Origin of the sequence: Psychromonas marina (assembly GCF_030161115.1) — a bacterium.
GTDB classification, from domain to species: domain Bacteria; phylum Pseudomonadota; class Gammaproteobacteria; order Enterobacterales; family Psychromonadaceae; genus Psychromonas; species Psychromonas marina.
In genome coordinates this window covers 104,101-120,149 of record NZ_BSPQ01000005.1, presented here as the reverse complement: position 1 = coordinate 120,149, position 16,049 = coordinate 104,101, and the positions used below count along the sequence as shown (strand labels likewise).

Below are 16,049 nucleotides of genomic sequence, written 5' to 3'. Positions count from 1 at the left end.
TTATGGTAAATTTAATTATTTATAGGGAAATAGACGATGATGACAGCAGACGAAAAGCATCTTAAAAAGATGAAAGCGATTAAAGAGAAGCAAGATCAAAAAATTGCAGCAGCAGATATTGAGCGTGGTGTTTCTATTTTATTAGCGGGTCCAGGTAAAGGTAAAAGTAGCTCTGCATTTGGTATGCTAGCGCGATCCCTTGGTCATGGCCATAAAGTCGCCGTCGTGCAGTTTTTAAAAGGCGCAATGTCGACCGGTGAAGAGCGTTTTTTTACTAGCCATGAAAATGTTGATTGGTTTGCTATGGGTGATGGTTTTACTTGGGAAACTCAAAATAGACAACAAGATGTAGATAGCGCAGAAAAAGCATGGGCAAAAGCTGCAGAGTTGTTAGCAGACGAACGCTATAATCTAGTTATTCTTGATGAAATCACCTACATGTTTAAGTATCAGTACCTTGAATTTCAACCAACACTTGATGCACTTAAAAATAGACCAACAACGATGAATGTAGTGTTAACAGGACGCGGGCCTAAACAGGAACTGATTGACGCTGTCGATACTTACAGCCATATTTTAGAAGAGAAACATGCTTTTAAAGATGGCGTAAAAGCACAAGCAGGGATTGAGTGGTAAAAAGCTAGACGTTTTAAAAGCTGAAAGGCTGGAAAGAAACATCTTTTCCTTCCAGCCTTAATACTTTCTAGCCCTTTCGCTTTTTTATTTTATACCCGAATGTCTCAACAATGCTTCTGTATTAGGCTCACGGCCCATGAAGGTTTTAAACAGGTTCATTGGTGATTCACTGCCCCCTTTTTCTAAAATCGCCTCTAAAAAGTCTTTGCCTGTTTCAGCATTAAAAATACCGTCTTTCTCAAAACGTGAAAACGCATCTGCAGATAATACTTCAGCCCATTTATAGCTGTAATAACCCGCAGCATAGCCGCCTGCGAATATATGGCTAAAACTATGCTGAAAACGATTAAAACTTGGTGGAGTGATCACGGCTACTTTGTTACGAATTTCTGTTAAAACAGCTTCGACTTGACCTGTTTTTCCTGCGTTATATTGATGATGCAATACGAAATCAAACAATGAGAACTCTAACTGACGCACCATCATTAATGCACTGTTGTAGTTTTTAGCTGCTAACATTTTCTCTAGCAATTCAGCAGGCAAGGTTTCGCCCGTTTCAACATGCCCAGAAATAAGCGCTAACGCTTCAGGCTCCCAACACCAATTCTCTAAGAACTGACTTGGCAGCTCAACCGCATCCCATGGCACACCATTAATACCTGAAACAGACGACGACTCTATTTTGGTTAACATATGATGAATGCCATGGCCAAACTCATGAAACATCGTCACCACTTCATTATGGGTAAACAGTGCAGGTTGGTCACCAACCGGCTTAGTAAAGTTGCAGGTTAAATAAGCCACAGGCAGTTGTAGTGAACCGTCCATTTTGCGACGACGTACACGACAGTCGTTCATCCATGCACCACCACGCTTAAATTCACGCGCATAGAGATCCAAGTAGAAGCTACCTAAATGGGTTTCATGTTGATCATAGATATGGAAAAAACGCACATCTTTATGCCATCTATCAAACTCAAGCTGCTCTTTAATTTCTAATCCAAACAGTCGGTTAACTACTGAAAACAAGCCATCAACCACTCTGTTTTCAGGAAAATAAGGGCGTAACTCTTCGTCAGAAATGGTGTAACGTTGTTGTTTAAGGAGCTCTGAATAATAACTTAAATCCCACGCTTGTAATGTTTCAAGGTTATCCATCTGATTAGCAAAGGCTAATACTTCATTACGCTCACCACTCGCCTGCTGATAAGACTTATCCGCTAAATCAGTTAAAAAGTTAATCACTTGATCTGGCGTTTCAGCCATTTTTGTCGCGATACTGTATTCAGCGTAATTATTAAAATCTAATAGTTGTGCGATTTCATGACGTAATGCTAATAATTGTTCAATAATGTCAGAGTTATCAAACTCACCCGCATTAGGCCCTTGGTCAGAAGCACGTGTTGAAAACGCAGTATAAACCTCTTCACGAAGTTGACGATTTTTCGCATAAGTAATAACTGGTAAGTAACTTGGGAACTCTAATGTTAATAAGTAGCCCTGCTGGTCTTTTTCAGCAGCAGCCTGCTTAGCAGCTGCGATAGCACTCTCTGGTAGACCAGCAAGCTCATCAACATCAGTAACTAGCTTGCTCCAAGCGAGTGTTGCGTCCATCACATGATTACTAAACTGGGATTGCAAAGCGGCTAATTGCTGTTTTATTTCACCATAGCGCTGCTTTTTATCATAACTTAATGCAATACCTGCTAATTTAAAATCACGTAGGGCATCAGTAATTACTTTTTGCTGCTCCCCTTTTAACGTCGTAAACTCCTCTCCTTCAGAGATGCTTAAATAAGCTTGATATAAACCTTGGTGTTGACCAATAAAGGTACCGTATTCTGCAAATAGTGGCAAACAAGCATCATGCGCTTCACGTAATTCATCATTACTAACAACAGCATTCATATGAGAAACAGGTGACCATAGTTTACCCAAGTGGTCATCCGCTTCATCTAACACATTAACAAAGTTGTCCCAACCAAAAACGGTTAGGTCCGCTAATAATTTCTCAACTAGGGCTTTATTTTGTTTAATTGTTGCAGTGATAAGCGGAATAATGTGATCAATATTAATGTCACTAAAAAGGGGTAAGCCATCTGTCTGATTTAATGCAGAATTTTCAAGTTCATTCATAATATATCTCTTCTAAAATGGAAAAATGAGAATAAAAAAACCTAGCTTACGCTATCAATGAATGATGTGTAAAAATATCTCATCAATATTTTGCTTTTGCTAACATTTTTCTAATTATAACGTAGGGATAGGCTACAAGTTATGCAAGAATAAAGCACTTCATTCTAAAAAACATCTCAGGCTCAGTACTATGAAAGTAAAAAGTAATTTCTCTCTTTTTAGACCCTTAAAAATAAAAAACAGTCTATCGATACGCTTGCTTTCTTATATCCTTATCTGCAGTACAGCCTTAGCCATTGTTATTACATTAATCCAGTTATTATGGGATTTCCAACAGGATGTTGGCAAGATAGAACAAAGTATTGATCAAATTGAGTCTAGCTTTTTACACCCGATGGCAGCCAGTCTGTGGAATCTTGATGAAGAACAAATTCATATTCAAGTAGAGGGCATTATGAACCTCTCTAATATGCAATATGTACTCATACACGAAGTACTGGGCAGTTCAGAATCTCCATTAATTGAGCAAGGAACCCTGAAAGAAAAATTTGATATCAGTAAAAAATTCGATTTAACTTACCAAGGAGAAGTCGTCGGTACCTTATTTGTAGCCGCCTCACTCGATGAGGTGTATGACCGTTTAATAGAAAAATCACTGCTGATACTAGTCAGTCAAACCATTAAAACCATGGTTGTTTCAATCTGTATTCTATTTATTATCTATTATATGGTGATTCGCCATATCAACAGAATTGCCCTTTATACACGTAATATTAAACTCAGTAGCCACTATGAAGACCTTACTTTAGAGGGGCGTAGCCGCCAAATTTCAAGCGCAAGTGATGAATTAGATGAACTGGTTTATCTGCTTAATAAAATGCAAAAACGTATTGTTGCAGAATTAACCGATAAAGAAACCGCAATTGAGGAGTTACAGCAAGAGCGTGACTTTTCCGCGACGATCATTAACTCATCAAGTACGGTTATCTGTTGCTTAGACAGAGATTTTAGAATCGCTACGATCAACCCTGCCGCTGTTATTTTAACCGGTTATAGCCAAGAGGAACTAAATAGAGAGAATTGGTTAGATATTTTTGTTTTGCCAGATCGCCGCGAAGAGTTACTCGAAAAACTAGTGCAAAATGAGTCAATACAAAGCCTTGAGATTGAAATGCATGATCAGATGGGAGGAGTGAATACACTGCTTTGGACCTTCTCTGCCTTCTACGAAGGAATGAAAATAAAATATCTGATCGGTTTTGGTCATGATATTACCGAACAAAAGCAGGTTGAATTAGAAGTCACACAACTTAATGATCAGTTAGAAGAGAAGGTAACTAAACGTACCGCAGCATTAACAGACAGTAATCAACAAATAACACAAACATTAGAACAGCTAAAACGTACCCAGCAAACACTGGTTGAGTCAGAAAAGATGGCCTCGCTCGGCGGTTTAGTGGCGGGTGTCGCACATGAAATTAATACCCCTATTGGGATTAGTGTTACCGCAGCTTCTTTTTTACAGGATGAAATTAACCATTTAAGTGAAAAACTATCTAATAACTCACTGTCTAGAAGTTATGTTGAAAACTTGATTGGTCGTGTGGGTGAGTCCAACCGCCTATTAAATACCAATTTAAAACGTGCGGCCGATTTAATTAGCAGTTTCAAACAGGTGGCTGTTGATCAATCTAGTGAAGCTTGTTATTCGTTCAAATTAGAAGAGAACGTTAATCAAGTGGTCACCTCTTTAAAACATAAGTTAAAACAGACACGCTGTAATGTATTTATCGACTGCCCTGAAGCACTCTCTATCTATAGTTTTCCGGGTAGCTTTGCTCAAATATATTCTAACCTAATCCTCAACTCTCTTATTCACGGCTTTGAAGATTGGGAGGGTAAACGTGAAATTTATATAAACATTCAATTGCGAGATAAGACCTTGCAGATAGATTACCGAGATACCGGTAAAGGTATCCCCGATGATATCGCCATGCGCATTTTTGACCCTTTTGTGACATCTAAACGAGGCTCGGGAGGAAGTGGGCTAGGCACGCATATCGTTTACAATATTGTTAACCAACTATTTAAAGGTGACATTCAGTATATTTCAGAAGCGATGGGCACACACTTTAAATTAACCATCCCTTACAAAGAAAGCTTTGATTCTTAATGATTAAAGGGTTTATTTAGCGATTAAAAAATATTTTTATTTTTATCTAACGGCGCCAACTGGGAGACAAATCCATAAATTTGATTGTTTTTAGGTTTTTTTGCAACAAATGCTAGATTTTATTATTTATCAGATTAAAATCAAATATATGATAATGTACAAATACACATTATAAGTCTACATTTTCTCAGTGACTGAGGTTGTAAACTAGTTCAGCTCTGCTTATAAAAAACTAAAATTAAGGGATTATTATGAAATACAAGATGTTATCGGCGGTTATCGCAACTGCATTATTAAGTGCCTGTGGTAGTGATGACCCAAGCTCAGATATAAAATCGTTTGACCCAATTGTAGCGGGTATGCAAGTGAGCTACGATTGTACAGACGGTTCACAAGGTACAGTAAGTACGCTTAGTGGTGCCGATGGTATTGTTAAAGTGACTGATAGCGTTCCTGCTATTCTTCCTGAAACATGTGAATTCACTTCTGTTGGTTTATCTAACGCTGTTGATATGTCAAACGGTAAAAGCATGGCTGGCGTATCATACGTAATACCAGTTGGTATGGCAGTGGCAGGTAAAATTGTGACCGCTTCACCTTTATCAACATTACTTGCTAAAACATTGAATGGTGAAGAATATTCAGAAGAAGCTGCAACTCAGCTTTTAACTGATTTAGGCTTAGGCGATTTAATCAATAAAGGCGCAAGTGTTGCTGAGATATTCCTTGATACAGACACAGCTGCAAATGCGCTACCTGCTTCAGAAAAGTCTAAACTATTAGCAACAACAGCAGTAGTAAGCGATACAATCGTAGCAAACCCAGATGCTACAGCTGAACAGCTAACAACAGGTTCAGAAAAAGTGTCTGCTGCTGTATTCGCTGATTACCCTGAATACCCTGATAATGGTAATGGAACAGATATATACCTAGATGTTAAAGAAGCATCTAAAGCAGTAGTTGAAGATCCTAACGCAATTGTTGAAGTACCAGATGAAATTATTGCAGTTCCTGTTGAACCAGAAGATGCACCAACTGGCGGTACGGGTGGTAATACTGGTGGCGGTACTGGCGGCTAGGTTACTTATAACATTTTAATATTAGAAGGCACCTATTGATAAGGTGCTTTTTTATTTCTGACTAATTATATTACAGTTAACACATGCTCTTTTATTTTAGTAGAATCAAAAAAGCCACGATAAACTTCAGTCTATCGTAGCTTTTTATTTTAACTTTACAGCAGTCGTTATAACTCGACTTCTGCCGGTTCCTCTTGCACACTATTTTGATCTTCGAGTGCGTACCAATCTGCTATTTTTCGTTCCAGTACATCAACACCAATTCCTTTTAAAGATGAAAACAGTTCAACCTGTACTTCACCATCAAAATGTTTAGCTTCAGCACGCATTTTAAGTAATGCTGCTTTACGCGCACCAGATTTTAATTTATCTGCTTTGGTTAATAATGCTAATACCGGAATATCAGCATCAATCGCCCAATCAATTAGTTGTTGATCAAGATCTTTAAAAGGATGACGGATATCCATCAATACCACTAAACCTTTTAAAGATTCACGGTTTTGTAGGTATTCACCTAATGATTTTTGCCATTTTAGTTTCATCTCTAAAGGTACTTTAGCAAAACCATAACCCGGTAGATCGATTAATCGTTTGCCCTCTTCAACCTCAAATACATTGATAAGTTGAGTACGACCTGGCGTTTTACTGGTTCGTGCTAGACTTTTTTGACGCGTTAAACGATTTAATGCACTTGATTTACCTGCATTTGAACGCCCAGCGAAAGCAACTTCGATACCTGATTCGGGGGGGAGATGTTTATCTAAATGACGAATATCTGGTGCACTAATTAAAAAGTGCGCTTTTTGAAAATGTATTTTTGGAAATTCCAAGATATGCCTCGCTTTAGCTTTGTAGCAAAATTGTTACTTTTATTAAACTTGTGTAAACTACGGTTATTCTTTATACGTGCATCATAGCACGCTTGGACATACTTTAATAAATGGATAGTTATGAATAAATTATTAGTGACATTAATTGCTGTGTTTGGTTTATCTAACATGGCGATTGCACAGGGAAATATTGAAGCGGGTAAAGCAAAGTCAGCAACGTGTGTTGCTTGTCATGGTGAAGATGGAAACAGCCCATCAGACCTCTACCCAAAGATCGCAGGGCAACATGAAAGTTACCTTGAAAAACAATTAATTCAGTTCAAAAATGGTGAGCGTAGTGACCCTATTATGATGGGCATGGTTGCAGGACTTTCAGATCAAGATATGAAAGATTTAGCCGCTTATTTCTCAGCACAGCCTGCGACACCAGAAACCGTATCGCCTGAAATTGCAGTTGCCGGAAGAGACCTTTATATGGGCGGCGATAAAGAGCGTGGAATTCCAGCTTGTACCGCTTGTCATGGTCCTCGTGGTAATGGTTTAGAACTGGCAAAATTCCCTAAAATTTCAAATCAACATCCAGCTTATCTCAAGGCTCAACTTGAAAAATTCCGTAGCCAAGCACGTGAAAATGATCCTAATGGTATGATGGGTGATATTTCTGCAAAATTAACCGATGCAGACATCGAATTGTTGTCTAAGTACATTTCTGCATTACACTAAATTTTAAAATAATAGCGAGGCGTTTTACTTTCAAAGTGAGACGCCTTTTTTTATGCGCGAAAATTATAAATCTGCTATTCTTCGCGGGTATTGATCGTTATTAGCGATCACAAATAATTTTAAGGTATAAAAATGTCTCGTACTAAAAAAAGTCGTAACGCAGGAAATTCTGAACCAGGTTTCACAGGCGTACGCAAAGAAACTTCAGCAACAGCGCAAGAAGCTCGCGACCGTAAGCGTAAAGCAAAGCTAAAGGGTAATAAAGCAGGCGCGCGCAATGTCAATGAATCAAAGCAAACACAACAAAGAAATGCTAAAAAAGCAGTCAACGATAAACGTGTTGGCAGCAAAAAATCGATCTCTCTAACGGGTAAAGATGAAGTAAAAGTTGAGCAACCGAAAAAGTTACTTCAGCCTAAAGCGAAGCAAGTTAAAGATGTTGTTATTCCAAAAATGTCTCCGGAAAAAGAGTTAACATTGATTGAGAACGATCAACGCTTAAATGATCTGCTTGAACAACTAGACAATAATGAAGAAGTTTCTGCAGTCGATAGCTCATGGGTTGATAAACAGATGGCACGTCACCAACAACTGATGGAACAACTTGGTTGGTTAGATGATGACGGCGAAGAAGATCTTATTCAACAATTTGAATCTGCAAGTTCAGCATTAGACGAATTCAAATAAAAAAGAGAGAAAAATGGATTTTCAATTAGTTTTGGCGGTATTTGCCAGCATCATTATTATCGTGCTCGCTTTCTATGCGGGCATGTTAATAAAGCGTATTAATATTCAAAAAACGCAATTAGCACAAGCAGCTGCTGAGCAAGTACAACAAGCGTCCCTAAAGAAACAACAACGTAACGATAATATATGTGAAAGCATTCGCTTTATTGCCCGTGCAACAGCACAAAAACAGTGCAACGTTTCAGAGGCAGCCATTCGCCTCAGCGTATTACTAGAAACCCTACTTATTGACCCAAAAATAGATATTGATAAAGACTACCCCGCTATCTCCACTTTATTTGAAAAAGTAAAAGGTTTTGCAACGCATGTTGAGCGTAAAAACATGGACAAAAAGTCTTTAAAACAACAAGATAAACAAAGACAGATTTTTGAAAATGAATTTGAAGATGCGATTATTAAAGAAGCGCAATCTTTAGAACATTTTTCGTTATAAGAGAGAGATTAGATGCAAAAGCTCGTTTGGGATCAAGCGCTGATAGAAAAATATAATTACAGTGGCCCTCGTTATACCTCATATCCAACAGCCTTAGAGTTCGATGAAAGTTTTGATTATTCAGCATTGATCAAAGCAACAGAAGTCTACCCTGAGCGACCACTATCGTTATATATTCATATCCCTTTTTGTCATAAGCTTTGTTATTTTTGTGGCTGTAATAAAACCATTACTCGCCATCAAGAAAAGGCAGATAAGTATCTTGATTACCTTGAAAAAGAGATTCAGATTCAAGCACCTTATTTTAAAAATCGTCAAGTAACCCAGTTACATTGGGGCGGTGGTACGCCAACATTTTTACTGCCAAATCAAATCTCTCGTTTAATGAATATTTTACGCAACCACTTTACGTTTAAAACGGGTGCAGAATTTAGTATTGAAGTAGACCCACGTGAAATTGAACTAAGTACCATTGACCACCTTGCCAAAGAAGGTTTCAATCGCTTAAGCCTTGGCGTTCAAGACTTTAATAAAGCGGTGCAAAAAGCGGTTAATCGTGAACAAGATGAAGGCTTTATAGAACAATTATTAACGCGTGCACGAGAGCAAGGCTTTCAATCAACTAACCTGGATATGATCTACGGTTTACCATTACAAACTAAAGACAGCTTTGCCCATACCTTAAATAAAGTACTTGAGCTTGATCCGGCACGTCTCTCTATTTTTAACTATGCACATATGCCCTCTATTTTTGCAGCGCAACGTAAAATTAATGAAGACGATATGCCTGCGCCAGCTGAAAAGTTAGAGATGTTGCAATACACGATTGAGTTTTTAACTCAATCTGGCTATCAGTTTATTGGTATGGACCATTTTGCGAAGCCTGATGATGAACTAGCCATCGCACAACAGCAGGGGATTTTACATCGTAATTTCCAAGGCTATACCACGCAGGAAGATGCAGATTTACTTGGCATGGGCGTTTCAGCGATCAGTCAAATTGGTCACAGTTACTCTCAAAATCAAAAAAAACTAGCAACCTATTACACTCAAATTGAAGAACAAGGTCACGCACAATGGCGTGGTGTGGGTCTAAATCAAGACGACCTCATTCGTCGTGAAGTGATTAAAAAGCTAATTTGTAACTTCAAACTCGATATTAAAGAAGTTGAAGCACGTTTCGAACTTAACTTTAGCGAATATTTTGTGGAAGATATTAAGTTACTACAGTGTTTTATTGATGACCAGCTCGTCACGATTAATGAAGATGAGATCCTTGTTGAACCTAAAGGGCGTTTATTAATTCGTAATATCTGTATGTGTTTCGATGTTTATTTGCGTAACAAAGCGCGCCAACAACAGTTTTCTCGAGTCATTTAAATGAGTATTGGCAACTATTATATCGGTATTATGTCGGGCACCAGTCTCGACGCTATTGATGTGGTAATTGCCCAACGCACCGAGCGAGGCCTAATACAGATAGCAGGAATGGCCCCCGCTATGCCTGAGACACTGCGTCAGCAATTGCTGACTATATGTGCAGACAAAAAATTCGACCTGCAAACACTTGGTGAAGTAGATCACCTATTTGCTCTCACCTGCGCAGATGTGGTTAATCAGTTACTTAAAAAATCCAAAATCGATGCCTCACAAATCACCGCAATTGGCAGTCATGGGCAAACTATTTTCCACAGCCCATTAACTGCGATGCCCTTTACTCAACAGATTGGCGATAGCAATATCATCGCGGCAAAGACAACTATTCCTTGTATCAGTGACTTTAGGCGCATGGATATGGCTTATGGGGGGCAAGGTGCGCCCTTAGTACCCGCATTTCATCAAGCACTGTTTGCGATACCTACTGAGCAACGTATTATTTTGAATATCGGTGGCATTGCTAATGTCAGCATATTAGGGGCTGATAATAGTGTATTAGGCTATGATACCGGTCCTGGTAATATGTTAATGGATGCTTGGATAGAAAAGTGTTTAGGTGAGCCCTACGATAAAAATGGCCATTTCGCACAACAGGGATATGTGAACAAAGCGTTACTAGAGAAGCTATTGACAGATGAATACTTCTCATTAAGCGCGCCCAAAAGCACCGGTCGTGAAAAATTTAACCTTTTATGGCTAGAGCAGCATTTAGTTCATAAACAGCTAAGCAATGTAGATATTCAACGTACGCTATTAGAATTCACTGCGATTACTATTGCCGATCAAATCAAACTACATAGCGAAAAAGCAGCCGTTTTTGTTTGTGGAGGCGGCGCGTTAAACCCACTGTTAATGCAACGCTTACAGCAGCGACTAACAAACCACATCGTTAGTGATACCAATGCATTAAACGTTGATCCAATGTTTGTTGAAGCAATCGCCTTTGCTTGGTTAGCCGAACAGCGTTTATTAGAAAATCCTATCCCACTAAAATCAGTCACTGGTGCGGCAAGAGACGCTATTTTGGGCTGTGTTTATCTGCCTCGATAAGCACTTGTTAAACGGTAATAGGTAAATGCGACAAGATGTAAAAACATCAATAGTGCGCTAAAAAAAAGGGTGAATAACAACGCAATTGTCTGTACTGATTTAGGCTCGCTCTGCATCATAAAATAAGATGCAACAGCACTTAACAATAACAAAAAAAAATTAATCCACATACAACGCTTACAGCGTCCCAGCTTTTGCTTCCAAATATTATTATTACAATCCGTACATGCCATGTTTTCCCTCTCATTTTTCGTAGGCTAATGCCCTATCTAACGCAATTACCTTGCCATTAAAAAAGATAATTACTATTCTAGTTAACACCCTATATTATCACTAATTAAAATGAGCAATAAAGATGCGCCTTTTTATTACTATCTTATGTACACTTTTTAGCTACCAAATCGCAGCAGAAATTTATTCATGGGAAGATAAAAATGGGGTTACCCATTTTTCAGAAAATAAACCTGATATACCAGTCACTAAAATAAAAACAATCAATGAGAACGAAGCAATTCAATTAAACATTGTATCAACTAATTTTGATCAGCAAGACAACTTTAAGCCGCTAACTGCAGGTACTAATCAATCTGAAGCTTTATTAGCTGAAGATGCTAATCAACCTGATATTTTGTTAACTGAAATTACTGTTCAACCTGACGTTTTGTTAACTGAAGATGCCAATCAAGCTGACGTTTTATTAACTGAAGATGCTAATCAAGCTGACGTTTTATTATCTGAAGATGCTAATCAACCTGACGTTTTATTATCTGAAGATACTAATCAACCTGACGTTTTATTATCTGAAGATGCTAATCAACCTGAAATTTTGTTAACTGAAATTACTGATCAATCTGAAGTTTTATTAACTGAAGATGCTAATCAACCTGACGTTTTGTTAACTGAAATTACTGATCAATCTGAAGTTTTATTAACTGAAGATGGAAACAAACCTGACGTTTTATTAACTGCTGATACTGATGCAGAACAGCCTAAAATTTGGTTAGCAGAGCAACAGGTAACACTAAAAAATAACTAACTGGGCGATTATTCTTCCAGCAACCACTTAAAGTGCAAGTCGATTTATTAATTTAACAATTCAATAAATTCGCTTGCTATACTTGGTATCATTGATATTAAGGGTTGAATTTATGAAATATATTGGCGCACACGTAAGTGCCTCTGGCGGGGTATTTAACGCCCCTAAAAATGCACATGCATTAGGTGCGAATGCCTTTGCTTTGTTCACTAAAAATCAACGTCGATGGGAAGCGAAACCACTCGATGCAAATACCATCAGAAAATTTAAAGCCGCTTGCTTGCGCTATAACTTTAAACCAGAACAAATACTCCCCCATGACTCCTATTTGATCAATCTCGGTCACCCAGAAATAGAAGCATTAGAAAAATCGCGCCATGCTTTTCTGGATGAACTAATGCGTTGTCAACAACTAGGATTAACACTGTTAAATTTCCATCCAGGAAGCCACCTTAATAAGGTCAGTGAACATGATTGTTTATTGCGCGTAGCTGAGTCAATAAATTGGGCCTTAGAAAACAGTCAAGGGGTTAAAGCCGTCATCGAGAATACCGCGGGTCAAGGTACAAACTTAGGTTATCGTTTTGAGCACTTAGCGACTATTATCGAACATATCGACGATAAAAGTCGCGTCGGGATCTGTCTTGATACCTGTCATACCTTTGTCGCAGGCTATGATTTAAGCAGTCGCGACGCCTGTGAAAAGACCTTTCAAGCTTTTGCAGAGATTGTTGGCTTTGAATATTTATCTGGTATGCATATTAATGACAGTAAAGTTGCACTTGCAAGTCGTGTCGATCGTCATGCCCCACTTGGCGCAGGTGAAATAGGCTGGGATTGTTTTCAATATATTATGCAAGATGCAAGATTCGATGGAATTCCACTGGTACTAGAAACTACTAACTCGGATATTTGGATTGATGAAATTAAACAATTAAAACAATGGGCAAAATAAACACAGTTTCTGCTTTGCAACTCAATCAAGTCGTTTTACTATATTTAAAGTAACGCATTCAAATCAGCTGGTTATTTATGCGGATTTGTAAAATAGCTATAATTGCGAGTAGATAATGACACAAGTAAATACCTCCCTGTTAAGAAAACAAGCAGGCCTATTTGTTGCCAAACCAGTTATAATTACAAAAGAATCTAATTACAGGGAAATAAATGTCAATTTTTCAATCACTTAACGATTCCATACAATCCTATTTGAGCCCACAACAGTGCGAGTTTATTGAGCGCGCTTATGAATATGCTTATATAGCGCATGATGGTGTTAAACGTGCAAGTGGCGAACCTTACATCACCCACCCTGTTGCCGTTGCTGAAATTTTAGCATCGATGAAATTAGATCATGAAGCATTAGCGGCAGCTTTATTGCATGATGTGCTGGAAGATACCGATACCACGCATCAACAACTTGTTGATGCGTTTAATATCAGTGTGGCTGATTTGGTTGAAGGCGTCACTAAACTCGATAAAGTCAACTTTAAGAATCGAGAGCAAGCACAGGCGGAAAATATCCGTAAGATGTTGATTGCAATGTCAAAAGATTTTCGAGTCATGCTAATTAAACTTGCTGACCGCGTGCACAACATGCGTACACTTGGCTCATTACGCCTTGATAAACGTCGACGCATCGCAAAAGAAACCTTTGAAATATTTACCCCGATTGCAGATAGACTCGGTTTACATCATCTCAAAAATGAGCTTGAGCAACTTGCCTTTAAAGCACAAAACTCAGCTCGTTATTACGTTTTACAGGATGCGATCACTAAAGCACGCGGCAACCGAAAAAACTTTATTCTTGGTATTTGTGATGAAATTTCTACAAAGCTAGATTCAATTAATATTGAAGCAACAGTATTAGGTCGTGAGAAACATCTTTTTAGTTTATACAAAAAAATGCAAAAGAAAGGCTGTCAATTCCATGATGTGATGGATGTATATGCATTTCGAATTGTAGTAAAAGATCTTGATACCTGTTATCGCGTATTAGGGCAGATGCATCATCTTTATCAACCTAAACTACAGTACTTCAAAGATTATATTGCCATTCCAAAAGCCAATAGCTACCAATCTTTGCACACAACATTGATCACTCATCACGGGGTTAATATTGAGATTCAGATCCGTACTGAAGATATGGATGCTGTTGCTAAACAAGGGATTGCGGCACATTGGAGCTATAAAGAGGGAGGTGGTAATACCAATATCACCGCTCAATTACAAACACGTAACTGGTTCCAAGGCCTTACTGAGCAGGAAGATAACACTACTAACTCACTAGTTATGCTTGAAAATATAAAGCAGGAGCTAGGTAATAATGAGATCCATGTGTTGACGCCACAGGGTAAAATTATTGTATTGCCTTCACATGCAACTGCGGTTGATTTTGCTTATGCACTGCATACGACAATTGGTCACCGCTGCACAGGCGTAAAAATAGATAAAGAGTTTGCTCTGTTAAGTGAAAAATTAGAAAGTGGCCAAATGATTGAAATCATTACCGGCAAAGAGGAAAAGCCTTGCGCTGATTGGCTAAACTTTGTAGCCACCCATAAAGCACGTCAAAATATTCGCCAGTACCTTAAGCAACTTAGCAGAGAGCAAGCTATCCCAGAGGGTAGACGCCTATTAAAACTCGCACTTAACCAAACTAACTTAACCGATATTTCACAGCAAAATATCGATAAAGTCCTTGAAGATTATCATTTAGCAGACTTCAACGGATTACTGCATGAGATAGGCACAGGTAAGCTATTAAGTATTCTGATTGCACGACGTTTACGTGGTAATGCAGGTGAGTTAACCGAATCTAAACTTAAACAACAAAATCGTCAGAGTGCCATTAAAGGTACTGAAAATATGATGATTTCATATGCGAACTGTTGTAAACCGCTACCTGGAGATCAAATCGTTGCCCATACCAGTTCCGGCAAAGGGCTAGTGGTTCATTCTACTGACTGTCATAATGTAAGCGGTTTTAAAAATGAACTTGATAAATACATTCCCGTTGAATGGGATATGGATTTTATGAATCAATATGAGTACTCAACTGATCTCAATATTATGATGGTTAATCATAAAGCCGGATTAGCACAGCTATTTAATATTATCTCCAAAATGAATGCCAATGTAGAAGATCTACAAACAACCGAGCTACCTGACCATGTTTATTCGATCAATTTAACACTGACGGTACTTAATCGTATTCACTTATCTCGCGTGATCAGAAAAATTAAAAAACTAGAAAGTGTACAAAGTATCAAACGCAGTAGTAACAAACGCCTTAACGACCGTCGCATGAATAACGAGGAAAACTAAAATGAAACTAACCACAATAATTGTACTATCACTGAGCACACTACTATTTGCTTGTAGTAATAATACAAACACGACAATGCAACCTATCCAACTTCAAGACTTACAAAAAGAGTGGAAACTGACCAGTATTGATAATAATCCAGTGCAATCAATGAGTAGTATCAGCGTTGATGAACAAGCAAAAGCAACGGGCAACCTTGCCTGTAACAACTTTTTTGGTGCAGTAGAGTTACAAGCTAATAAATTACGTATTGATAAAATGGGCAGCACAAGAAAGATGTGTGAACCTGCCGTTAATGATGTTGAGATGATAGTGAGTAATACTTTATCTAGCTGGTCAGAAGTGAAAATAAATAACCAACAACTAACCTTAACAGGCGCAGAGCATACCCTTACTTATACGCTTAAATAAACCTATTAAGTGCGGAATATTAATATTCCG

At 38.2% G+C, this 16,049-nt stretch carries 15 protein-coding genes; 12 read left to right on the top strand and 3 right to left on the bottom strand.

Annotation, left to right across the window (positions count from 1 at the left end):
* Positions 1–36 precede the first annotated feature (36 nt).
* Complete coding sequence (gene cobO / locus QQK09_RS09100; protein WP_284203820.1) at positions 37–636, top strand: cob(I)yrinic acid a,c-diamide adenosyltransferase; 600 nt, start codon at positions 37–39, stop codon at positions 634–636.
* Between the two features lie 84 nt (positions 637–720).
* On the opposite strand, the gene prlC is transcribed toward cobO, so the two are convergent.
* On the bottom strand, positions 721–2,772 hold the full coding sequence (prlC, locus tag QQK09_RS09095; RefSeq protein ID WP_284203819.1) for an oligopeptidase A: 2,052 nt from the start codon (positions 2,770–2,772) through the stop codon (positions 721–723).
* A gap of 190 nt (positions 2,773–2,962) precedes the next feature.
* Between prlC and QQK09_RS09090 the strand changes: the two genes are divergently transcribed.
* Positions 2,963–4,945: a sensor histidine kinase gene (locus QQK09_RS09090; RefSeq protein ID WP_284203818.1), complete on the top strand. Its 1,983-nt coding sequence runs from the start codon at positions 2,963–2,965 to the stop codon at positions 4,943–4,945.
* A 251-nt stretch (positions 4,946–5,196) separates the two neighbouring features.
* On the top strand, positions 5,197–6,024 hold the full coding sequence (locus QQK09_RS09085) for a hypothetical protein (protein WP_284203817.1): 828 nt from the start codon (positions 5,197–5,199) through the stop codon (positions 6,022–6,024).
* Positions 6,025–6,191: 167 nt separating this feature from the next.
* On the opposite strand, the gene yihA is transcribed toward QQK09_RS09085, so the two are convergent.
* Entirely contained in the window at positions 6,192–6,854 is a 663-nt protein-coding gene (gene yihA / locus QQK09_RS09080; protein WP_284203816.1) for a ribosome biogenesis GTP-binding protein YihA/YsxC, read from the bottom strand.
* A 120-nt stretch (positions 6,855–6,974) separates the two neighbouring features.
* Here yihA and QQK09_RS09075 point away from each other — a divergent pair, with 120 nt between their 5' ends.
* From QQK09_RS09075 to QQK09_RS09055, 5 genes are all read left to right on the top strand, one after another.
* A complete protein-coding gene (locus QQK09_RS09075) occupies positions 6,975–7,577 on the top strand; it encodes a c-type cytochrome (RefSeq protein WP_284203815.1) in 603 nt (200 codons plus the stop codon).
* Positions 7,578–7,709: 132 nt separating this feature from the next.
* The gene (gene yihI / locus QQK09_RS09070; RefSeq protein WP_284203814.1) at positions 7,710–8,264 is read left to right on the top strand and encodes a Der GTPase-activating protein YihI; all 555 of its coding nucleotides are present in this window, start codon (positions 7,710–7,712) and stop codon (positions 8,262–8,264) included.
* Positions 8,265–8,277: 13 nt separating this feature from the next.
* Positions 8,278–8,757, top strand: a complete 480-nt coding sequence (locus tag QQK09_RS09065; protein ID WP_284203813.1) for a DUF2489 domain-containing protein — start codon at positions 8,278–8,280, stop codon at positions 8,755–8,757.
* Positions 8,758–8,769: 12 nt separating this feature from the next.
* Entirely contained in the window at positions 8,770–10,137 is a 1,368-nt protein-coding gene (gene hemN, locus QQK09_RS09060) for an oxygen-independent coproporphyrinogen III oxidase (protein ID WP_284203812.1), read from the top strand.
* Positions 10,138–11,244, top strand: coding sequence for an anhydro-N-acetylmuramic acid kinase (locus QQK09_RS09055; RefSeq protein WP_284203811.1), 1,107 nt, complete (start codon positions 10,138–10,140; stop codon positions 11,242–11,244).
* Here QQK09_RS09055 and QQK09_RS09050 read toward each other — a convergent pair.
* A complete protein-coding gene (locus QQK09_RS09050; protein ID WP_284203810.1) occupies positions 11,229–11,477 on the bottom strand; it encodes a DUF3624 domain-containing protein in 249 nt (82 codons plus the stop codon). The genes QQK09_RS09055 and QQK09_RS09050 overlap by 16 nt on opposite strands.
* Positions 11,478–11,599: 122 nt before the next feature.
* Here QQK09_RS09050 and QQK09_RS09045 point away from each other — a divergent pair, with 122 nt between their 5' ends.
* The 4 genes from QQK09_RS09045 (at position 11,600) to QQK09_RS09030 (ending at position 16,019) form a co-directional block, all read left to right on the top strand.
* A complete protein-coding gene (locus tag QQK09_RS09045; RefSeq protein ID WP_284203809.1) occupies positions 11,600–12,280 on the top strand; it encodes a DUF4124 domain-containing protein in 681 nt (226 codons plus the stop codon).
* Positions 12,281–12,392: 112 nt separating this feature from the next.
* Positions 12,393–13,235 (top strand): deoxyribonuclease IV, encoded by an 843-nt coding sequence (gene nfo, locus QQK09_RS09040; RefSeq protein WP_284203808.1) that lies wholly within the window; start codon positions 12,393–12,395, stop codon positions 13,233–13,235.
* Positions 13,236–13,447: 212 nt separating this feature from the next.
* Positions 13,448–15,607 carry a RelA/SpoT family protein gene (locus tag QQK09_RS09035; protein ID WP_284203807.1) on the top strand — a complete coding sequence of 720 codons (2,160 nt, stop codon included), beginning with the start codon at positions 13,448–13,450 and terminating at the stop codon, positions 15,605–15,607.
* A gap of 1 nt (position 15,608) precedes the next feature.
* On the top strand, positions 15,609–16,019 hold the full coding sequence (locus QQK09_RS09030; RefSeq protein WP_284203806.1) for an META domain-containing protein: 411 nt from the start codon (positions 15,609–15,611) through the stop codon (positions 16,017–16,019).
* The last annotated feature ends 30 nt before the right edge of the window (positions 16,020–16,049 follow it).